The sequence below is a fragment of the Nonomuraea sp. 3N208 genome (genome assembly GCF_052245935.1).
Lineage (GTDB): Bacteria > Actinomycetota > Actinomycetes > Streptosporangiales > Streptosporangiaceae > Nonomuraea.
In genome coordinates this window covers 135964-150478 of record NZ_JBQQBR010000028.1, presented here as the reverse complement: position 1 = coordinate 150478, position 14515 = coordinate 135964, and the positions used below count along the sequence as shown (strand labels likewise).

Genomic DNA, 14515 nt, shown 5'->3' with positions numbered 1-14515 from the left:
GCGCGCTCCACCTGATGACAGGACCTAGAAAGGCAGTGGCATGAAGCTGGCCAGGATCGTCGTCGCGGGTATGGCGGTCGCGCTGACGTTGAGCGCGTGCGGAGGAGGAGGCGGGGCCGGCACAGCCGGCACGGCGTCCCCAGGAGGCTTGGAGAAGACGCAGCTTTTGATCGGCGTGGTGCCGGTGCCGTCGTCGGCGCCGCTGTTCATCGCGGAGAAGCGCGGCTTCTTCAAGGAAGAAGGACTGACCGTCAAGACGGAGATCATTCAGGCGCCGCAGGCGGTCATGCCGAAGATCCTCAACGGCAGCATGGACGCCTTCCTGACGAGCTACGTGTCGCTGATGGCGATCAACGACTCGGGCGCGGCCAAGCTGAAGCTCTTCCAGCACAGCCAGGAGGCCGCCCCCAATGTGGCCGGCGTCGTGGTGGCGAAGGGCTCGCCGATCAAGACGGCCGCCGACCTCAAGGGCAAGACGATCGCGGTCAACGTGCTGCAGGCGCTCGGGCAGACGCTGACCAACGCTCACCTGCAGGAGGCCGGGCTCAAGCCGGAGGACGCCAAATACGTCCCCGTGCCGTTCGCCGACCAGCTCAGCGCGTTGTCCTCCGGCAAGGTGGACGCGGCCTGGCTGGTGGAGCCGTTCCTGACCGCCGCCACGAAGGGCGGCGCCACCCAGATCATCGACACCACCAGCGGCGTCACGGCCGGCGTGCCGATCGACGGGTGGGGCGTCAGCGAGGACTGGCTGGCCAAGAACCCGAAGACGGCCGCCGCCCTGCACCGCGCGCTGGCCAAGGCGCAGCAGATCGCCGGCTCCGACCGCAAGGCGATCGACGAGGTCGTGCCGACGTACACGCAGATCCCGGCGGACGCGGCGGCGGCCATGACGCTCGGCACGTTCTCGATGCAGGCCGACAAGGCCAGCGTGCAGAAGCTGGCCGACCTGCTGCACGGCTATGGCTACCTCAAGGCGAAGGTGGACGTGGCGCAGCTGTTCGCGCCGCTGAGCGGATGACCGGCGGGCGCCTGGAGCGGGGGATCCTGGGTGCCGCCGGGGTCGTGGGGTTCCTCGCCGTCGCCGAGCTGGCCGGGCGGGCCGGGCTCGTTCCGGCCGTGATGCCGTACATGTCGGACGTGCTGAGAACGGCCGCGCTGCTGCCGCTGGAGGCGCAGTTCCGTGCCGACGTGCTGGCCACGCTGGCGGCCTGCCTGAGCGGGCTGGCGATCGCGATCGCGGTGGCCGTGCCCGCGGGGCTGCTGCTCGGCACGGTGCCGTTCCTGGAGCGCTCGACGCGGCCGCTGGTGGAGTTCCTGCGGCCGATCCCGTCGGTGTCGCTGATCCCGCTGGCCGTGTTCGTCTTCCCGGACAGCCACGACGCCAAGACCGCGCTGGTCGTCTACACCTGCTCGTGGCCGCTGCTGATCAACACGATGTACGGCCTGAGCGACGTCGATCCCCTGGCCAAGGACACGCTGCGCAGCTTCGGGTTCGGCCCGCTGGCGGTGGTGTTGCGGGTGAGCCTGCCGAGCGCCGCGCCGTTCATCGCCACCGGCGTGCGCATCGCCGTGTCCGTGACCCTGATCGTGGCGGTGAGCGTGGAGCTGCTGGCACCGGGCGGGGGCGGGATCGGGGCGTTCCAGTCGCTGGCGGGCAGCGCGAACCGGGCCGATCGGATCTTCGCCGCGGTCGTGTGGGCCGGCCTCATCGGGCTGGCCGCCAACATGCTGTTCACGGCCGCCGAGCGCCGCGTGTTCCGCTGGCATCAGGCCCGTACGGGGGACACCGGATGACCCGGAGCTCGTTCTGGCGGCGGCTGGCGTGGTATTGGCTGCTGCCCGTCGCCGTCATCGCCTGGGAACTGGCCACCCGATCGGCGCAGGCCGCCTACTTCCCGCCGCCGTCGCGGATCGTGGCCAGGCTGCACGAGATGTGGTTCTCCGGGCCGGTCTGGCGGGCGTTCCTGACCGACGAGGCCGTCGCCGACCTGCTGCCGAGCCTGGGCCGGTTGTTCACAGGATGGGCGATGGCGTGCGCGGCCGGCGTGCTGGCGGGGGTCGCGCTGGGGCGGTCGTACCTGCTGTCGGCGCTGGTGGAGCCGCTGGTGCACTTCGGCAGGTCGGTGCCGCCGGCGACGCTGCTGCCGGTGTTCCTGCTGCTGTTCAAGATCGGCACCCCGATGGAGCTGGCCTCGATCGTGTACGGCGTCATCTGGCCGGTGCTGATCAACTCCATGGACGGCGCCCGACACGTCGACCGCCAGTACATCGAGACCGGCGCCGTCTACCGGCTGACCGCCTGGCAGCGTCTCACCCGGATCATCCTGCCCGCCGCGTCCCCGAAGATCTTCGCCGGGCTGCGGCTGAGCGTGTCCCTGGCCCTCATCATGATGGTCATCTCGGAGCTTGTCGGCAGCAGCGAGGGCATCGGCCACCGCATGCTGGAGGCGCAGAGCCAGTTCGACATCCCCGCCATGTGGGCCGGGATCGTGCTGCTCGGGCTGCTCGGCATCGCGCTCAACACCGCGTTCCTGGGGATCGAGCGGCTGCTGTTGTCCTGGCACCGCGGCGCCCGCGCGAACGGCGCCTAGAGCCGTGTGGCTCTAGGCGCCGTACAACCGCTCGATCGTCTCGGCCTGCCGGGTGCGGAACCACGCGCGGTCCCTGGCGCCGGCGGCCGGCCCGCCGGGCCGCTCGCCGTCGTGCCTGGCGTACTCCTCGGCCCACAAGCCGGTCTTCACCCGGCTCGGCAGGTTGGCCATGCCGGGCCGCCGCCGCGCCCGGCGCAGCACGGCGAGGTCGAGCTCAGCCGCGGCCACCAGCGACTCGCCCGCGCCTGCCTGCGCGAGCACCCGCCCCTCGTGGTCGATCAGCTCTGAGCCGCCGTTGGTGGAGTCGCCGGGGATGGCGATGCCGGACAGGCCGCCGGTGTTGGCCGACACCACGTACGCCAGGTTCTCCACCGCTCTGGCGCGGCGGGCGATCGCCTTGGGCGTCAGCGCCGGGGACGACGCCTCGGAGGTCGGGTGGCAGAACACCTCGGCACCGCGAAACGCCAGCGCGCGGGCCAGCTCCGGCATCAGGATCTCCTCCGAGGCCAGCACCGCCAGGTTGCCGATCTCGGTACGGGCCACCGGCAGCACGCCGTCCATGCCGTAGATCTCCACGTAGTCGCCCCACACGTCGTACGGGGTCGGTGTGAACATCGAGTGCAGCCTGCGATACCGCAGCACCGTCTCCCCGGCGGGGGAGAGGATCACCGACGCCTGGAAGTACAGCTCGGGGAAGTGCTCGTCGCGCTCGTAGGCGTTCACGCACAGGAACACGTCGTGCGCGACGGCGATCCCGGCGAGCGCCCGGTACTCGGGGCCGCCGGGATCGAGCGCGGCCCGCTCCCGCCACTCGGCGAAGCTCTCCCGCATCGGGAAGCCGGTCAGCACGTACTCGGGCAGCACCACCAGCCGCAGGCCGGGCCCGAGCCACGCCTTCGAGCCGCCGACCTGCGCGCCGATGCGCTCGATCGCGGCACGGATCTCGGCCCGCGGATCGGCGGCGCCATTGACGGTCTGGGTTCGCACCTGCAGCGCCAGCGCGGTGAAGGCCGTCATGCCACACGCCTCTCGTCGATCAGGGTGCGCCGCACGCACACGCCGTCCTCCAGCCACTGCCAGACCCGGCTGCGCGACCTGCCGTCCTCGCTCAGCACGATCATCTCGAACAGCCGCAGCGGCTGCCTCTTGTACTGCCAGGTGAGGTAGATCGTGGCGTCGTCCACCTCCCAGAACACGCCCTCGAGCCGTTCGGTGTCGAACCCGCACCGCCCGCCGCCGAGGTAGGTGCCGGGGAACTCGTGCACCTCGGTGCGCCCGTCGTCCCAGGTGTAGCGGTTGACCTGGTGGTAGGCGGCGTCGCCGACGATGCGGCAGGTCATCCGTACGCGATGCCGGTCGAGCAGGGCCCCGTCGCGGCCGAGGTGCCGGTACTCGCCCTCCCACTCGCCCTCGTGCCGGGCCAGCAGCGGCATGTCCGCGCGCAGTCCCATCCGGTTACTCCTTTGTCGCGTGCCACCACGGGTCGGCGGCGTCGGATCGGTTGACCAGGAAGGCCCGGCGGCGCAGGAACCGGCTGATGGACGCGGGGCCCATGCGGGAGCCGCCGAGCCCGGACAGCCGGAAAGAGTGCTTCTCGCCCTCGTGCACGAGCGCGGTCAGCGAGGCGTCGTTGACGCTGACCGCCCCGGCGTGCAGCCGGGCCGCCACGGTCCTGGCCTCCTCCTCCGTGGCGGCGAAGACCGCGGCCGACAGCCCGTACGCCGAGTCGTCGGCCAGCGCGACCGCCTCGTCCGCGCCGTCCACGGCCATGACGGGCAGCAGCGGGCCGAACGTCTCCTCCGTCATCACCAGCATCGTGTGATCGACTCCGGACAACACGGTCGGGCGGCACCAGTGGCCGCCGCCGTGCCGCTCGATCACCCCGCCCGTGTGCACGACCGCGCCCTTGGCCGCGGCGTCGGCGAGGTGCGCGGCGAGCACGTCCGGCTGCTCCGGCGCGATGATCGGCCCGATGGGCCCGCCCTCGCAGGTCAGCCCGACCGTGGCGGCCTTGTCCGCGAGCAGCGCCAGGAATTCGTCGTGGACCTCGCGGGCCACGTAGATGCGCTCGATGGACTGGCAGGCCTGCCCGGCGTTGGCGGTGCCGCCCCACAGGATCGCCGAGCTCGCCCGGCCGAGGTCCGCGCCGGCCAGCACGATCGCCGGGTCCTTGCCGCCGAGCTCCAAATACGCTGGCACGAACGCGCGGGCCGCGGCCTGTGCCACCAGCCGCCCGGTCGGCACGCTGCCGGTGAACACCACCGCGTCCACCAGGTCCACCAGCGCCGCCCCCGTCGCGCCGTCGCCCTCGACGACCCGCAGCGGCAGCCCCTCGGGCACCAGCCGCATCAGCGGCTCGATGAACCTGGGGGTCACCTCACTCGGCTTGACCACCACCGCGCACCCGGCGGCCAGCGCGGGCACGGCGTCGATGAGGCCGAGCAGCAGCGGGAAGTTCCACGGGGTGATCGCCCCGACCAGCTCGTACGGCACCGCGTCGCCGCCCACGACCACGCCGGGCAACGAGGCGGAGAACTCGGCGGGTGGCGCCAGCAGGGCGGGCGCCTGGCGTACCCACCGGTCGATCAGACCGGCCACGATCTGCCGCTCCAGCAGCGACTCCGCCACCCTGCCGGTGTCGGCCACCAGCGCGGCGAGCAACTCGTCGTCGGCGGCGAGCGCGGCGCCGAACCGCGACAGCAGCGTGCCGCGGTCGGCGTCGCGCCAGGCGGGAGCCATCGCGCGCAGCTCCGCCGCGACGGCGGCGAGCCGGTCGGGCGGGACGGGGTCGAGCGGCCGCTCGATCCGGCCGGTGAGCGGGTCGCGGACGTTCATGGGCCGCCCTCCGTGCGGAGAAATGGAAGCGAACAACCCTTCATTGTGATCATGCCGGGCGAAGGATTGTCCACCCCGCCGATCAGCTGCCCGGCATGGGCAGCAGCGTCGGGTTCTCGCCGTGGAGTATCTGCGTCATCCGGTGCTCTATGTGTCCGGCGTATTCAGGATGCGTCAGGACGTAGAAACGTTCCTCGCGAATCGCCTGTAGCACCTCCTCGCCAATGGTTCGCGGCCTGACACCGAGCGTGAACCCCTGCCGGGCGGCGTCGACGGACCAGCCGGTCGGAAACGGGCCGGCATCGGCGAATCTGGCCGGCCGGTTGCGGTGGGAATTGAAGATGTTCGTGTTGACCACGCCGGGGCACAGCACCGATATGCGCGGTTTGAAGCCACCGCCGATGAGTTCCAAGTGAACGGTTTCTGAATATGCAATGACAGCCGACTTCGTCACGCCGTACAACGAGCCGCCGGTAAGCAAACCCGCTATTGACGCGGTGTTGACGATGTGCGCGTCCTCGCCCTGCTCGATCATGACGGGGAGGAAGGTGCGGATTCCGTGCACGACGCCCATCAGGTTCACGCCGAGGATCCACGCCCAGTCGTCGAGCGTGCTTTCCCAGCTCGGCTTGCTTCCGGTGTGGACACCCGCGTTGTTGCACAGCACGTGGACGGCGCCGAATGTGCGTAGCGCGGATTCGGCGAGCGAGGCGACGTCCTGCGCTTGCGAGACGTCGGCCGGCACGGCTTGCACGTCCGCGCCCGCATCGCGCAGTTCGGCCGTCGTAGCATGAAGCGCGACCTCCTCCACGTCGCTCAGCACCACGCGCATTCCCACTGCGGCGAACGCCTCGGCCATTCCCCGCCCGATGCCGCTCGCCGCGCCGGTGATGACGGCGACTTTGTTCTCCGCGTCTTTCATAGGACCACAGATTAGAGAACAAGCGGCCGCTCGACATCCGCTTGCGGGCCGATGTATTTCGATGCCCATTCCGTTACCTTGAAAACGGCGGCGACAATGGCCGCCTCATCATCGCCCGCGGCCATCGGAGGCATCCGGTCACGTAGTGTTACGCACCCCTGACGATGGGCAGGATCCGCGTCGGCGGAGCGCGCCGTGGGAGCCGGGGGGCTGGGATGATCGTTCAGGTGGTGGACGGCGTCGGCGCCGCCGACCTCGGCGCGGCCAGGATGCAGATGGCCCTGTCGCTCGGCTGGCACATCGTCGTGGCCTGCCTGGGCGTCGGCATGCCGGCCATCACGCTGCTCGCCGAGTGGCGGGGTCACCACACCGGCGACGTTCACTACCGGCTGCTGGCACGCCGGTGGGCCAGGGCGCTGGGCGTGTTGTTCGCGGTCGGCGCGGTGTCGGGGACGATCCTGTCGTTCGAGATGGGGCTGCTGTGGCCGGGGCTGATGGGGGTCTTCGGCGAGGTCATCGGGCTGCCGTTCTCGCTGGAAGGCATCGCGTTCTTCATCGAGGCCATCTTCCTCGGCATCTACCTGTACGCCTGGGACCGCCTGCCGCCGGTGGCGCACCTGCTGTCCGGCATCCCGATCGTGCTGGCGGGCGTGGCCAGCGCGTTCTTCGTGGTCTGCGCCAACGCGTGGATGCAGCAGCCGGTGGGGTTCACGGCCGAGAACGGCCACGTCGTCGCGGTGGACCCGTGGGCGGCCATGTTCAACCCGGCCGCGCCGACCCTGACCGTCCACATGATCCTGGCGGCGTTCATGGTCGCCGGGTTCAGCATGGCGAGCGTGTACGCCGTCGCCATGCTGCGCGGCCGGCGCGACCGCTACCACCGGCTCGGCCTGCTGCTCCCGCTGACGGTCGCGGCGATCGTCACGCCGGTGCAGATCGGTGTGGGCGACTGGGCCGCGCACGCCGTCGCGGACAACCAGCCGGTCAAGCTCGCCGCCATGGAAGGCGTGTTCGAGACCGCGCGCGGGGTCCCGCTCCACCTGGGCGGCATCGAGATCGACGGCGTGATGCGGTACGCGCTGGAGATCCCCTACGCGCTGTCGTTGCTGGCCCACTGGGATCCGAATGCCGAGATCCGCGGGCTGAACGAGGTGCCGCCCGCCGACCGGCCGCCCGTCAACGTCGTGCACTGGGCGTTCCAGATCATGGTGGGGCTGGGCTTCGCCCTCCTCGTCCTGGCAGTCTGGCTGGCGCTGTCCTGGAAACGACGGCGTGACCTGCCCGGCTCGCCGTGGTTCCTGCGCGCGACGGCGTTGTCGGGCGTGGCCGCGGTCGTGGCCCTGGAAGCCGGCTGGGTCGTCACCGAGGTGGGCAGGCAGCCGTGGATCGTGTACGGCGTGCAGCGGACGTCGGAGGCGGTCAATCCGGCGCCCGGCCTGGTGTACGGGTTCGTGCTGGTGACCGCGGTCTACGTGGCGCTAACCGTGGCCACGGTCTACGTGCTGCGCCGCCTGGCGCGCGACGTCCCCGTGCCGATCGCGCCGCAGGAGCGCGACGTCACCGGCTACAAGGTCGTGTGACCATGCCGCTGCCGGAGATCATGCTGGCCGTCCTGTGGGTCGGGCTGACCGCGTACGTGTTGTTCGCCGGCGCGGACTTCGGCGGCGGCATCTGGGACCTGCTGGCCGGCGGCGCCGTGGCGGGGCGGCGGCAGCGGGCGCTGGTCGAGCACTCCATCGGCCCCGTCTGGGAGGCCAACCACGTCTGGCTGATCTTCGTCATGGTGCTGATGTGGACCGGTATTCCCTCGGTGTTCGCCGCGATCGCCTCCACCCTCTACATCCCGCTCACCCTGGCCGCCTTGGGGATCATCGGGCGCGGCGCCGCGTTTGCCTTCCGCAAGGTCTCCACCGAGCTGTGGCAGCAGCGGCTGTTCGGCGCCACCTTCGCCTTCTCCTCCTTCGCCACGCCGTTCTTCCTCGGCATGGCCGCCGGGGCGATCGCGTCGGGCCGGGTGCCGCCGGGTATTGCCAAGGGCGATCTGGTGGGCAGCTGGGTCAACCCGACGTCAGTGGCGGCGGGAGCGCTTGCCGTCGGCACCGCCGCGTACCTGGCCGCCGTCTACCTGACCCGCGACGCCCAGCGTGCCGGCGACGCCGACCTGGTGGCCGCCTTCCGCCTGCGGGCCCTGGGCTGCGGCGCGGTCGTCGGGATGTTGTCCGCGGCCGGGTTGCTCGTGCTGCGCGTCGATGCGCCCGCCCTGTTCGCCGAGATCACCTCCGGGCGCGCCCTGCCGTTGCTGCTGCTGTCCGTCGTGGCCGGTCTGGCCTCGCTGGTGCTGCTGTGGCGGCGCGCCTACCTTGCCGTACGGGTCACCGCGGCGCTGGCCGTGACGGGCCTGCTGTGGGGATGGGGCGTCGGCCAGTACCCGTCCCTGCTCCCCGGCGTCTCCCTTGCCGACGCGGCGGCCACCGACACGGTCCTGGCGGCCAGCCTGGGTTCCCTGGCCGTGGGCGCCGTGTTGCTGCTGCCGTCGTTGTGGTGGTTGTACACCACCTTCCAGCGGGACCGCGTCGCTGCCCCCTCAGACCGCGAGCCCTGATTCCAAGCGCACACAAAACGGTTTTGGCCCGCTCTTTCGGCTCGTTCCGGCTGGCGAGGCCACATCCCCAGGTACGTGGTCCGCCGGGGTGTGAAAGATCTTGAGAGGCATGAGATTTCCCCGTCCCGGTCCAGGAAAGCGCTTCATCGGAGGCAGCGACATGCGGGGACGCGAACGTGAATGGCGCCATGTCGACGGCCTGCTGCGCGTGCTGCGACGGCGTGGTGGGACCCTCCTGGTCGACGGCGAGCCGGGCGCGGGCAAGAGCCGGCTGCTCGCCGAGGCCGCCGCCGCGGCCCCCGCACGAGGCATCACCGTGGTGCAGGGCGGTGTGGCGGAGCTGGGGGAGCTCGTTCCGTGCGGCGTGCTGCTCGAGGCGCTCGACCTGGGAGCCGAGCCCGACGACGCCGCGCCCGTCGGCTCAGGAACGCGCTTGCTGGAACGGCTGAAGGTGGCCTTGGACGCCAGGGCGCCGGTGCTGGCGGTGCTCGACGACCTGCACCGCGCGGACCCGGCGACGCTGAAGACCCTTCGTACCCTGCACGAACTGCTGGCCGACCGGCCCGTCGGCTGGTTGCTGAGCCGCTCGACCGCCGTCCGGGACGGTCCGGGCGCCGCCCTGTTCGACCTGCTGGAGCGGCACGGGGCCGCGCGGACCACGCTTGCCCCGCTCTCCCCGGACGCCGCCACGGCGCTGGCCGCTGACACGCTCGGGAACCGGCCCGACGCGGCCACGCAGGCGCTCGTGGCCGCCGCCGGCGGCAATCCACTGCTGATCACTGAGCTGCTCGCGGGCCTGCGCGGCGAAGGCCTGCTCGGGGCGCCCGTGCCGGCTGCGCACCTGCCCGCGCGGCTTCGGGCCGTGGTGCGGGGCTGGATCGACCCGCTGGGCGCGGAGGCCAGGAGCCTGGTGGAGACGGCCGCGGTGCTCGGCGGGTCGCTGTCGCTGGAACACGCGGCGTCGCTGCTGGGCGTCACGCCCGCCGCGCTGCTCCCGGCCATGGAGGAGTCCACGGCGGCGGGTGTCCTGGCCGTGACCGGGCGTGGCCTCGCCTTCCCCCACGAACTGGTCAGAGAGGTCGTCGCCACGTGGATCCCGCCTCCCGTGCAGGAGACGCTGGTGGAGCAGTTCGCCGTGCTCGAGGACGCCGCGCCCCCCGCTGTCGCGGCCATGGATTCCGCGATCGCCGCGGGGCGCCTGCGGGAGGCCGAGCGGATGGTCAGGAGGAGCCTCGCAGATCACGGCTCCGTGCCGGGCATGGCCGAGCTGCGGTCCCTGCTGTCGGAGGTCATGTACCTGACCGGCCGGGGCGAGGAGGCCGTCAGGGAGGCCGAGACGGTGCTGGCCGTTCCCGGTCTGCCCCAGCACGTCCGCGACCGGGCCGTCCTCGTGCGGCTGTACGCCGTCACGCGGCAGCGCAGCGGCGGCGTCGCGGCGGAGTACGCGAACGAGGTCCTCGCGGAGCGCTCCCGGCACGGTCCCGCGGCCGCGGCCGCCGCGCTGATCGCCCGCGCCGTGGCCGAGCGGGAGCAAGGCCGGTTCGCGGACGCGCTGGCACTGGCCGAGCAGGCGCGCCGGGTGACCGAGGAGGCCCGCAGGCCGAGCGGCGACGCGCGTCGGCCGGTCGGCGCGGACCGGCCCGGGCAGCGCCGTTACGAGGTGTGCCTCATCACCGCCGCCCTGCTCACGGACGTGCACCGGCTCGACGAGGCCAGGGCGATGCTCCGGCAGGCACGCAAGGACATGTTCGCCAACGGGCACCTGGCGTGGGCCGCGGACGCCTCGGCGCTGGAGGCCCGCGCCGAGCTGGCCGCGGGCCGGCTCGACGGCGCGGCCGGCGAGGCCGAGCGCGCGCTGGACCTCGCCGGCGCGCTGGACACGCCCCTGTCAGCCGCGGCGGCCGGCGCCGTGCTCGCCGCCGTCGCGCTGCGGCGTGGCGACCTGCGTGAGGCGACGCGACATGTCGCGGACCCGCCGGAAGGGTCGCTGGAGACGCGTACCCGCCACGCCTTGCTTGCCGCGCAGATCACGGAGGCACGCGACGGCCCGGACAGCGCGGTGCCCCTGCTCGCCGGCCTCTCCTGGCCGCTGGCACTCGCCATGGAGCCCACGGCGGGACCGTGGCTGGTCAGGGTCGCGCTCGGCGCCGACGACCGGTCCGCGGCAGAGTCCGTCGCCGTCGCCGCGGAGGCCCTCAGCCGGGCCAACCCGCAGTTCCCCGCGCTGGCCGCGCCCGCCGCGCACGTCCGGGGTCTGCTCGACGGCGATCGTGACGCTCTCGCGAGCGCCGCCGAGCAGGCCGTGGACGCATGGGCGCGGGCCTCGGCCGAGGAAGATCTCGGCATGGCGCTCGAGGCGGCCGGGCGGCGTGAGGAGGCGGCGAGAAGCCTGGACCTCGCCCTGGCAGCGTACGTGGAGACCGGATCCCTCAGGGACGCGGCCCGCATCCGGCAGCGGCTGCGCGGCATGGGGGTACGCCACCGGCACTGGAACTCCGCCAAACGGCCGGACTCCGGCTGGGACAGCCTCACCGAGACCGAGTACACCGTTTCACTGCTGGCCGTTGACGGGTGGACCAACCGGCAGATCGCCGAGCAGATGTTCATCAGCGTGCACACGGTCACGTTCCATCTGCGGCAGGTCTACCGGAAGCTGAGCATCAATTCCCGCGTCGAACTCACCCGCCTCGCGGTGGCACAGGGGCGGGTCGCCCCCGGCCGGGCACACGACGGAAGACGAGACTGACTACACGTCTGGGGGATGTGGGCGGGAAGGGCCAGGAGCAGGGTCGGAAATGTGGGCACCCGAGATCTCCGCATGTCTTCTGCATGGGGAGGAGAGGAGGAGCCGTGTCCCACATGGTTTCGTCGACACTCATCACGACGAACAAGGAACCGATCGCGACCTACCGCAGTTATCAGGAGGCGCAGAAGACCGTCGACTTCCTGTCCGACCACGGGTTCCCCGTCAAGGGGACGCTCATCGTAGGCGTGGGGCTGCGCTCGATCGAGCAGGTCGTCGCCCGCATGACCTACCTGCGCGCGGCCGGCTGGGGCGCGCTGAGCGGAGCCTGGTTCGGGCTGCTCATCGGCCTGTTCTTCGGGATCTTCACGAACACCGCCATGTCGCTGATAGCCGTCGTGTTCTGGGGGCTGCTGTGGGGCGCGGTGGCCGGAGCCATCTTCGGCCTGATCGCGCACGCGGTGCAGGGCGGCCACCGGGACTTCGTCTCCGAAGCCGGCCTCGTCGCCGACAAGTACGAGGTCCTCGTCGAGTCGGACCACGCGGCCAAGGCCCACGAGCTGCTCGGGAGGACGCCTCACTAGAAACGCCGGGTACGACCCGCACACCCGATGGCCGGAGGGCGCCGTCGCCCTCGACGACCGCGGCTACGTCGTCACGGGCCAGGGCGCCTCTCCGCCCTGGGATGCCCCCTCCCTCGGGGGAGTGGGGGGTTGGCGGGGCGCACCAACCCGTGGATGAACGTGCTGGTGCACCTCGGTGTCACGCCGGCGCGTAGACCCGGTGGACGAACTCGGCGAGCTTGTTGTCCGGCAGTTCCTTCGCCAGGTCCGACTCGCTGACCATGCCCACGATCCGGTGGTTGTCGATCACCGGCAGGCGCTTGATCTGGTGCTTCTCCATCTTCTGCAGCGCTTCTTCGACGCTGCTGTGGGCGTCCACCCAGACCAGCCCGTGGGCGAGCTCGCCCGCCGTGGTCCGGTCGAGGTCCTTGCCCTCGGCACAGCACTTGATCACGATGTCCCGGTCGGTGATGATGCCCTTGAGCCGGTCGTCGTCACCGCAGATCGGCAACGCGCCGACCCCCAGGTCGCGCATCATCTGCGACGCCCTGCGCAGGCTGTCGCTCGCGCCGATGCACTGCGCTCCCTGGTGCATCACGTCCTGAACGGTCTTGCCTTGCGTTGTGCCCATTCTTTTTCGCCTCCCTGAGAAGAAGGATGGGATTTTCAGGGCAGTCCTACCCAGCAGATTCCAGATCAGTGGTGGGCCGCCCGGTGAATGCGCCGTGACCAGCGGATATGTCCGCGCAGGCCCTGTTGCGGGGGGTTGTCGTGGACTTGTGGCGTCGTTCTCCTGTGGTGACGGTCCCGCGCCCGGGCGCGGTCCTTGCCGCCCCTGGGCCCGCCGTGCGCCCGGTCGTGCTGCTGGCGTGGGTGAGCGTCCTGTACGGCGTGGCCCAGCTGTTGCTGGTCTCGCCGAGCCTGGGTATCGGCTGGGACGAGGCCGTCTACGCCAGCCAGGTCGCCCCCCACGCGCCGCCTGCCGTGTTCAGCGCGCCACGGGCGCGGGGCGTGCCGCTCCTGGTCGCGCCCGTGGTGGCGGTGACCGATTCGGTGTTCGTGCTGCGCCTGTATCTGACGGCGGTGTCGGCGGCGGCCCTGTTCGGCGCGTTCTACGTCTGGCTTCGGGTGCGGGCCGATCACGTGGTGCCGCTGGCCGCCCTGCTGTTCGGCGGCTGCTGGCTGACGTTGTTCTACGGCAATCAGGCCATGCCCAACCTGTACGTCGCACTGGCCGCCGTCGCGGCCACCGGTTTCCTCATCTTGGCCGAGCGTTCCCGGCCGGCGTTGGTGGGGCTGGCGGGGACGCTGGCCGTCATGTCGTTGATGCGGCCGTCCGACGCGTTGGTCGCCGCGGCAGCCCTGGCGGTAGGGGCTCTCGCCGTGGTGCGCCGCCGCCTGCCGGCCGCGCTGGCCGCCATCGTGGCCGGTCTGTGCGTGGGGTGGGGTCAGTGGGCGATCGAGGCGCAGGCGCGTTTCGGCGGGTTCGCGACCCGGCTGCGGGACGCGGGCGAGCACAACGCCATGGGATGGAGCGTGTCGCTCATCGAGCATGCCAGGGCACTGGACGGCCCCACGCTGTGCAGGTACGGCACGGACTGCGGTCCGGTCTCCCCGGTGGCGCTTATCTGGTGGCTGGCCATCCCCGTGATGGCCGCGCTCGGCCTGTGGGCGGCCTGGCGCGAGCGCCGGCTGCCTCCGATGCTCCTGGCCGCGGGCACCGCTGTGGCGATGGCGTTGCCGTACCTGTTCTATGTGGACTACGCGGCGCCGCGTTTCCTGACGCCGGCCTACGCGCTGCTGTCGTTGCCGGTGGCGGAGGCGGCGGTCGCGGGGCTGCGCCTGCGCCGCCGTGTGGCGGTGGTGGTGATCGCCGGACTGCTGGCGCACCTGACGCTCCAGGGCGCGCACGTCTATGGGATGGGGGCCGGCAACCGTCACGGCAGGGACGAGATCGGCCGGGCCGCGGCGGAGCTGCGTAGCTTGGGGGTACGCCCGCCGTGCCTGGTCTACGGAGAGAACGGCGTGCAGATCGGCTATCTGCTCGGCTGCGACTCCCAAGGCGTCATCCAGCGCTTCGCGGAGCGGTTGCCGGCCCGCATCCGCCAGGCGTTGGAACGCAGGACGCAGGTCGTGGCGGTGCACAAGGCGCTGCGGCTCCCGCCGTACATGCTGACCTGGGATGAGACCGATCTGTCCGGTCCTTGGGCGGCCAGGTTCGCCCGCCGTTGAGTGTCCACGGGACCGGGCCGGAGGTCA

The 14515-nt window shown here is 71.6% G+C and carries 13 protein-coding genes; 8 read left to right on the top strand and 5 right to left on the bottom strand.

The genetic code is table 11. The annotated features are described in order from the left end of the window. Window positions 1-40 precede the first annotated feature (40 nt). From ACTWPT_RS36950 to ACTWPT_RS36940, 3 genes are read left to right on the top strand one after another with little or no spacing between them, the layout of a single operon-like run. Window positions 41-1018: an ABC transporter substrate-binding protein gene (locus tag ACTWPT_RS36950; RefSeq protein ID WP_443182159.1), complete on the top strand. Its 978-nt coding sequence runs from the start codon at window positions 41-43 to the stop codon at window positions 1016-1018. Then, window positions 1015-1794 carry an ABC transporter permease gene (locus ACTWPT_RS36945; protein WP_443182158.1) on the top strand — a complete coding sequence of 260 codons (780 nt, stop codon included), beginning with the start codon at window positions 1015-1017 and terminating at the stop codon, window positions 1792-1794. The genes ACTWPT_RS36950 and ACTWPT_RS36945 overlap by 4 nt, the downstream gene beginning before the upstream one ends. Further along, on the top strand, window positions 1791-2591 hold the full coding sequence (locus tag ACTWPT_RS36940) for an ABC transporter permease (protein ID WP_443182157.1): 801 nt from the start codon (window positions 1791-1793) through the stop codon (window positions 2589-2591). Before ACTWPT_RS36945 ends, ACTWPT_RS36940 begins: the two co-directional genes overlap by 4 nt. Before the next feature lie 12 nt (window positions 2592-2603). Here ACTWPT_RS36940 and ACTWPT_RS36935 read toward each other — a convergent pair whose 3' ends face one another. The 4 genes from ACTWPT_RS36935 to ACTWPT_RS36920 all read right to left on the bottom strand — a co-directional run bounded on the left by ACTWPT_RS36935 (window position 2604) and on the right by ACTWPT_RS36920 (window position 6348). After that, complete coding sequence (locus ACTWPT_RS36935) at window positions 2604-3608, bottom strand: nitrilase-related carbon-nitrogen hydrolase (RefSeq protein WP_443182156.1); 1005 nt, start codon at window positions 3606-3608, stop codon at window positions 2604-2606. Next, window positions 3605-4042 carry a DUF3598 family protein gene (locus ACTWPT_RS36930; RefSeq protein ID WP_443182155.1) on the bottom strand — a complete coding sequence of 146 codons (438 nt, stop codon included), beginning with the start codon at window positions 4040-4042 and terminating at the stop codon, window positions 3605-3607. The genes ACTWPT_RS36935 and ACTWPT_RS36930 overlap by 4 nt, the downstream gene beginning before the upstream one ends. Before the next feature lie 4 nt (window positions 4043-4046). Continuing rightward, entirely contained in the window at window positions 4047-5426 is a 1380-nt protein-coding gene (locus tag ACTWPT_RS36925; RefSeq protein WP_443182154.1) for an aldehyde dehydrogenase family protein, read from the bottom strand. A gap of 82 nt (window positions 5427-5508) precedes the next feature. Continuing rightward, entirely contained in the window at window positions 5509-6348 is an 840-nt protein-coding gene (locus ACTWPT_RS36920) for an SDR family NAD(P)-dependent oxidoreductase (protein ID WP_443182153.1), read from the bottom strand. A 215-nt stretch (window positions 6349-6563) separates the two neighbouring features. Between ACTWPT_RS36920 and ACTWPT_RS36915 the strand changes: the two genes are divergently transcribed. The 4 genes from ACTWPT_RS36915 (at window position 6564) to ACTWPT_RS36900 (ending at window position 12277) form a co-directional block, all read left to right on the top strand. Continuing rightward, on the top strand, window positions 6564-7928 hold the full coding sequence (locus ACTWPT_RS36915) for a cytochrome ubiquinol oxidase subunit I (RefSeq protein WP_443182152.1): 1365 nt from the start codon (window positions 6564-6566) through the stop codon (window positions 7926-7928). Between the two features lie 2 nt (window positions 7929-7930). Then, window positions 7931-8950: a cytochrome d ubiquinol oxidase subunit II gene (locus ACTWPT_RS36910; RefSeq protein ID WP_443182151.1), complete on the top strand. Its 1020-nt coding sequence runs from the start codon at window positions 7931-7933 to the stop codon at window positions 8948-8950. Between the two features lie 109 nt (window positions 8951-9059). Next, window positions 9060-11696, top strand: a complete 2637-nt coding sequence (locus tag ACTWPT_RS36905; RefSeq protein WP_443182150.1) for an AAA family ATPase — start codon at window positions 9060-9062, stop codon at window positions 11694-11696. A 113-nt stretch (window positions 11697-11809) separates the two neighbouring features. Continuing rightward, a complete protein-coding gene (locus ACTWPT_RS36900) occupies window positions 11810-12277 on the top strand; it encodes a general stress protein (protein ID WP_443182185.1) in 468 nt (155 codons plus the stop codon). A 178-nt stretch (window positions 12278-12455) separates the two neighbouring features. On the opposite strand, the gene ACTWPT_RS36895 is transcribed toward ACTWPT_RS36900, so the two are convergent. Next, window positions 12456-12887 (bottom strand): CBS domain-containing protein, encoded by a 432-nt coding sequence (locus ACTWPT_RS36895; protein WP_443182149.1) that lies wholly within the window; start codon window positions 12885-12887, stop codon window positions 12456-12458. A 167-nt stretch (window positions 12888-13054) separates the two neighbouring features. On the opposite strand from ACTWPT_RS36895, the gene ACTWPT_RS36890 reads away from it, so the two are divergent. Beyond that, window positions 13055-14488 (top strand): hypothetical protein, encoded by a 1434-nt coding sequence (locus tag ACTWPT_RS36890; protein WP_443182148.1) that lies wholly within the window; start codon window positions 13055-13057, stop codon window positions 14486-14488. Window positions 14489-14515: the final 27 nt, after the last annotated feature.

Coding starts and splice junctions, on each gene's coding strand:
- ACTWPT_RS36950 (WP_443182159.1), top strand. CDS start 41: ATGAAGCTGGCCAGGATCGTCGTCGCGGGTATGGCGGTCGCGCTGACG.
- ACTWPT_RS36945 (WP_443182158.1), top strand. CDS start 1,015: ATGACCGGCGGGCGCCTGGAGCGGGGGATCCTGGGTGCCGCCGGGGTC.
- ACTWPT_RS36940 (WP_443182157.1), top strand. CDS start 1,791: ATGACCCGGAGCTCGTTCTGGCGGCGGCTGGCGTGGTATTGGCTGCTG.
- ACTWPT_RS36935 (WP_443182156.1), bottom strand. CDS start 3,608: ATGACGGCCTTCACCGCGCTGGCGCTGCAGGTGCGAACCCAGACCGTC.
- ACTWPT_RS36930 (WP_443182155.1), bottom strand. CDS start 4,042: ATGGGACTGCGCGCGGACATGCCGCTGCTGGCCCGGCACGAGGGCGAG.
- ACTWPT_RS36925 (WP_443182154.1), bottom strand. CDS start 5,426: ATGAACGTCCGCGACCCGCTCACCGGCCGGATCGAGCGGCCGCTCGAC.
- ACTWPT_RS36920 (WP_443182153.1), bottom strand. CDS start 6,348: ATGAAAGACGCGGAGAACAAAGTCGCCGTCATCACCGGCGCGGCGAGC.
- ACTWPT_RS36915 (WP_443182152.1), top strand. CDS start 6,564: ATGATCGTTCAGGTGGTGGACGGCGTCGGCGCCGCCGACCTCGGCGCG.
- ACTWPT_RS36910 (WP_443182151.1), top strand. CDS start 7,931: ATGCCGCTGCCGGAGATCATGCTGGCCGTCCTGTGGGTCGGGCTGACC.
- ACTWPT_RS36905 (WP_443182150.1), top strand. CDS start 9,060: ATGAGATTTCCCCGTCCCGGTCCAGGAAAGCGCTTCATCGGAGGCAGC.
- ACTWPT_RS36900 (WP_443182185.1), top strand. CDS start 11,810: ATGGTTTCGTCGACACTCATCACGACGAACAAGGAACCGATCGCGACC.
- ACTWPT_RS36895 (WP_443182149.1), bottom strand. CDS start 12,887: ATGGGCACAACGCAAGGCAAGACCGTTCAGGACGTGATGCACCAGGGA.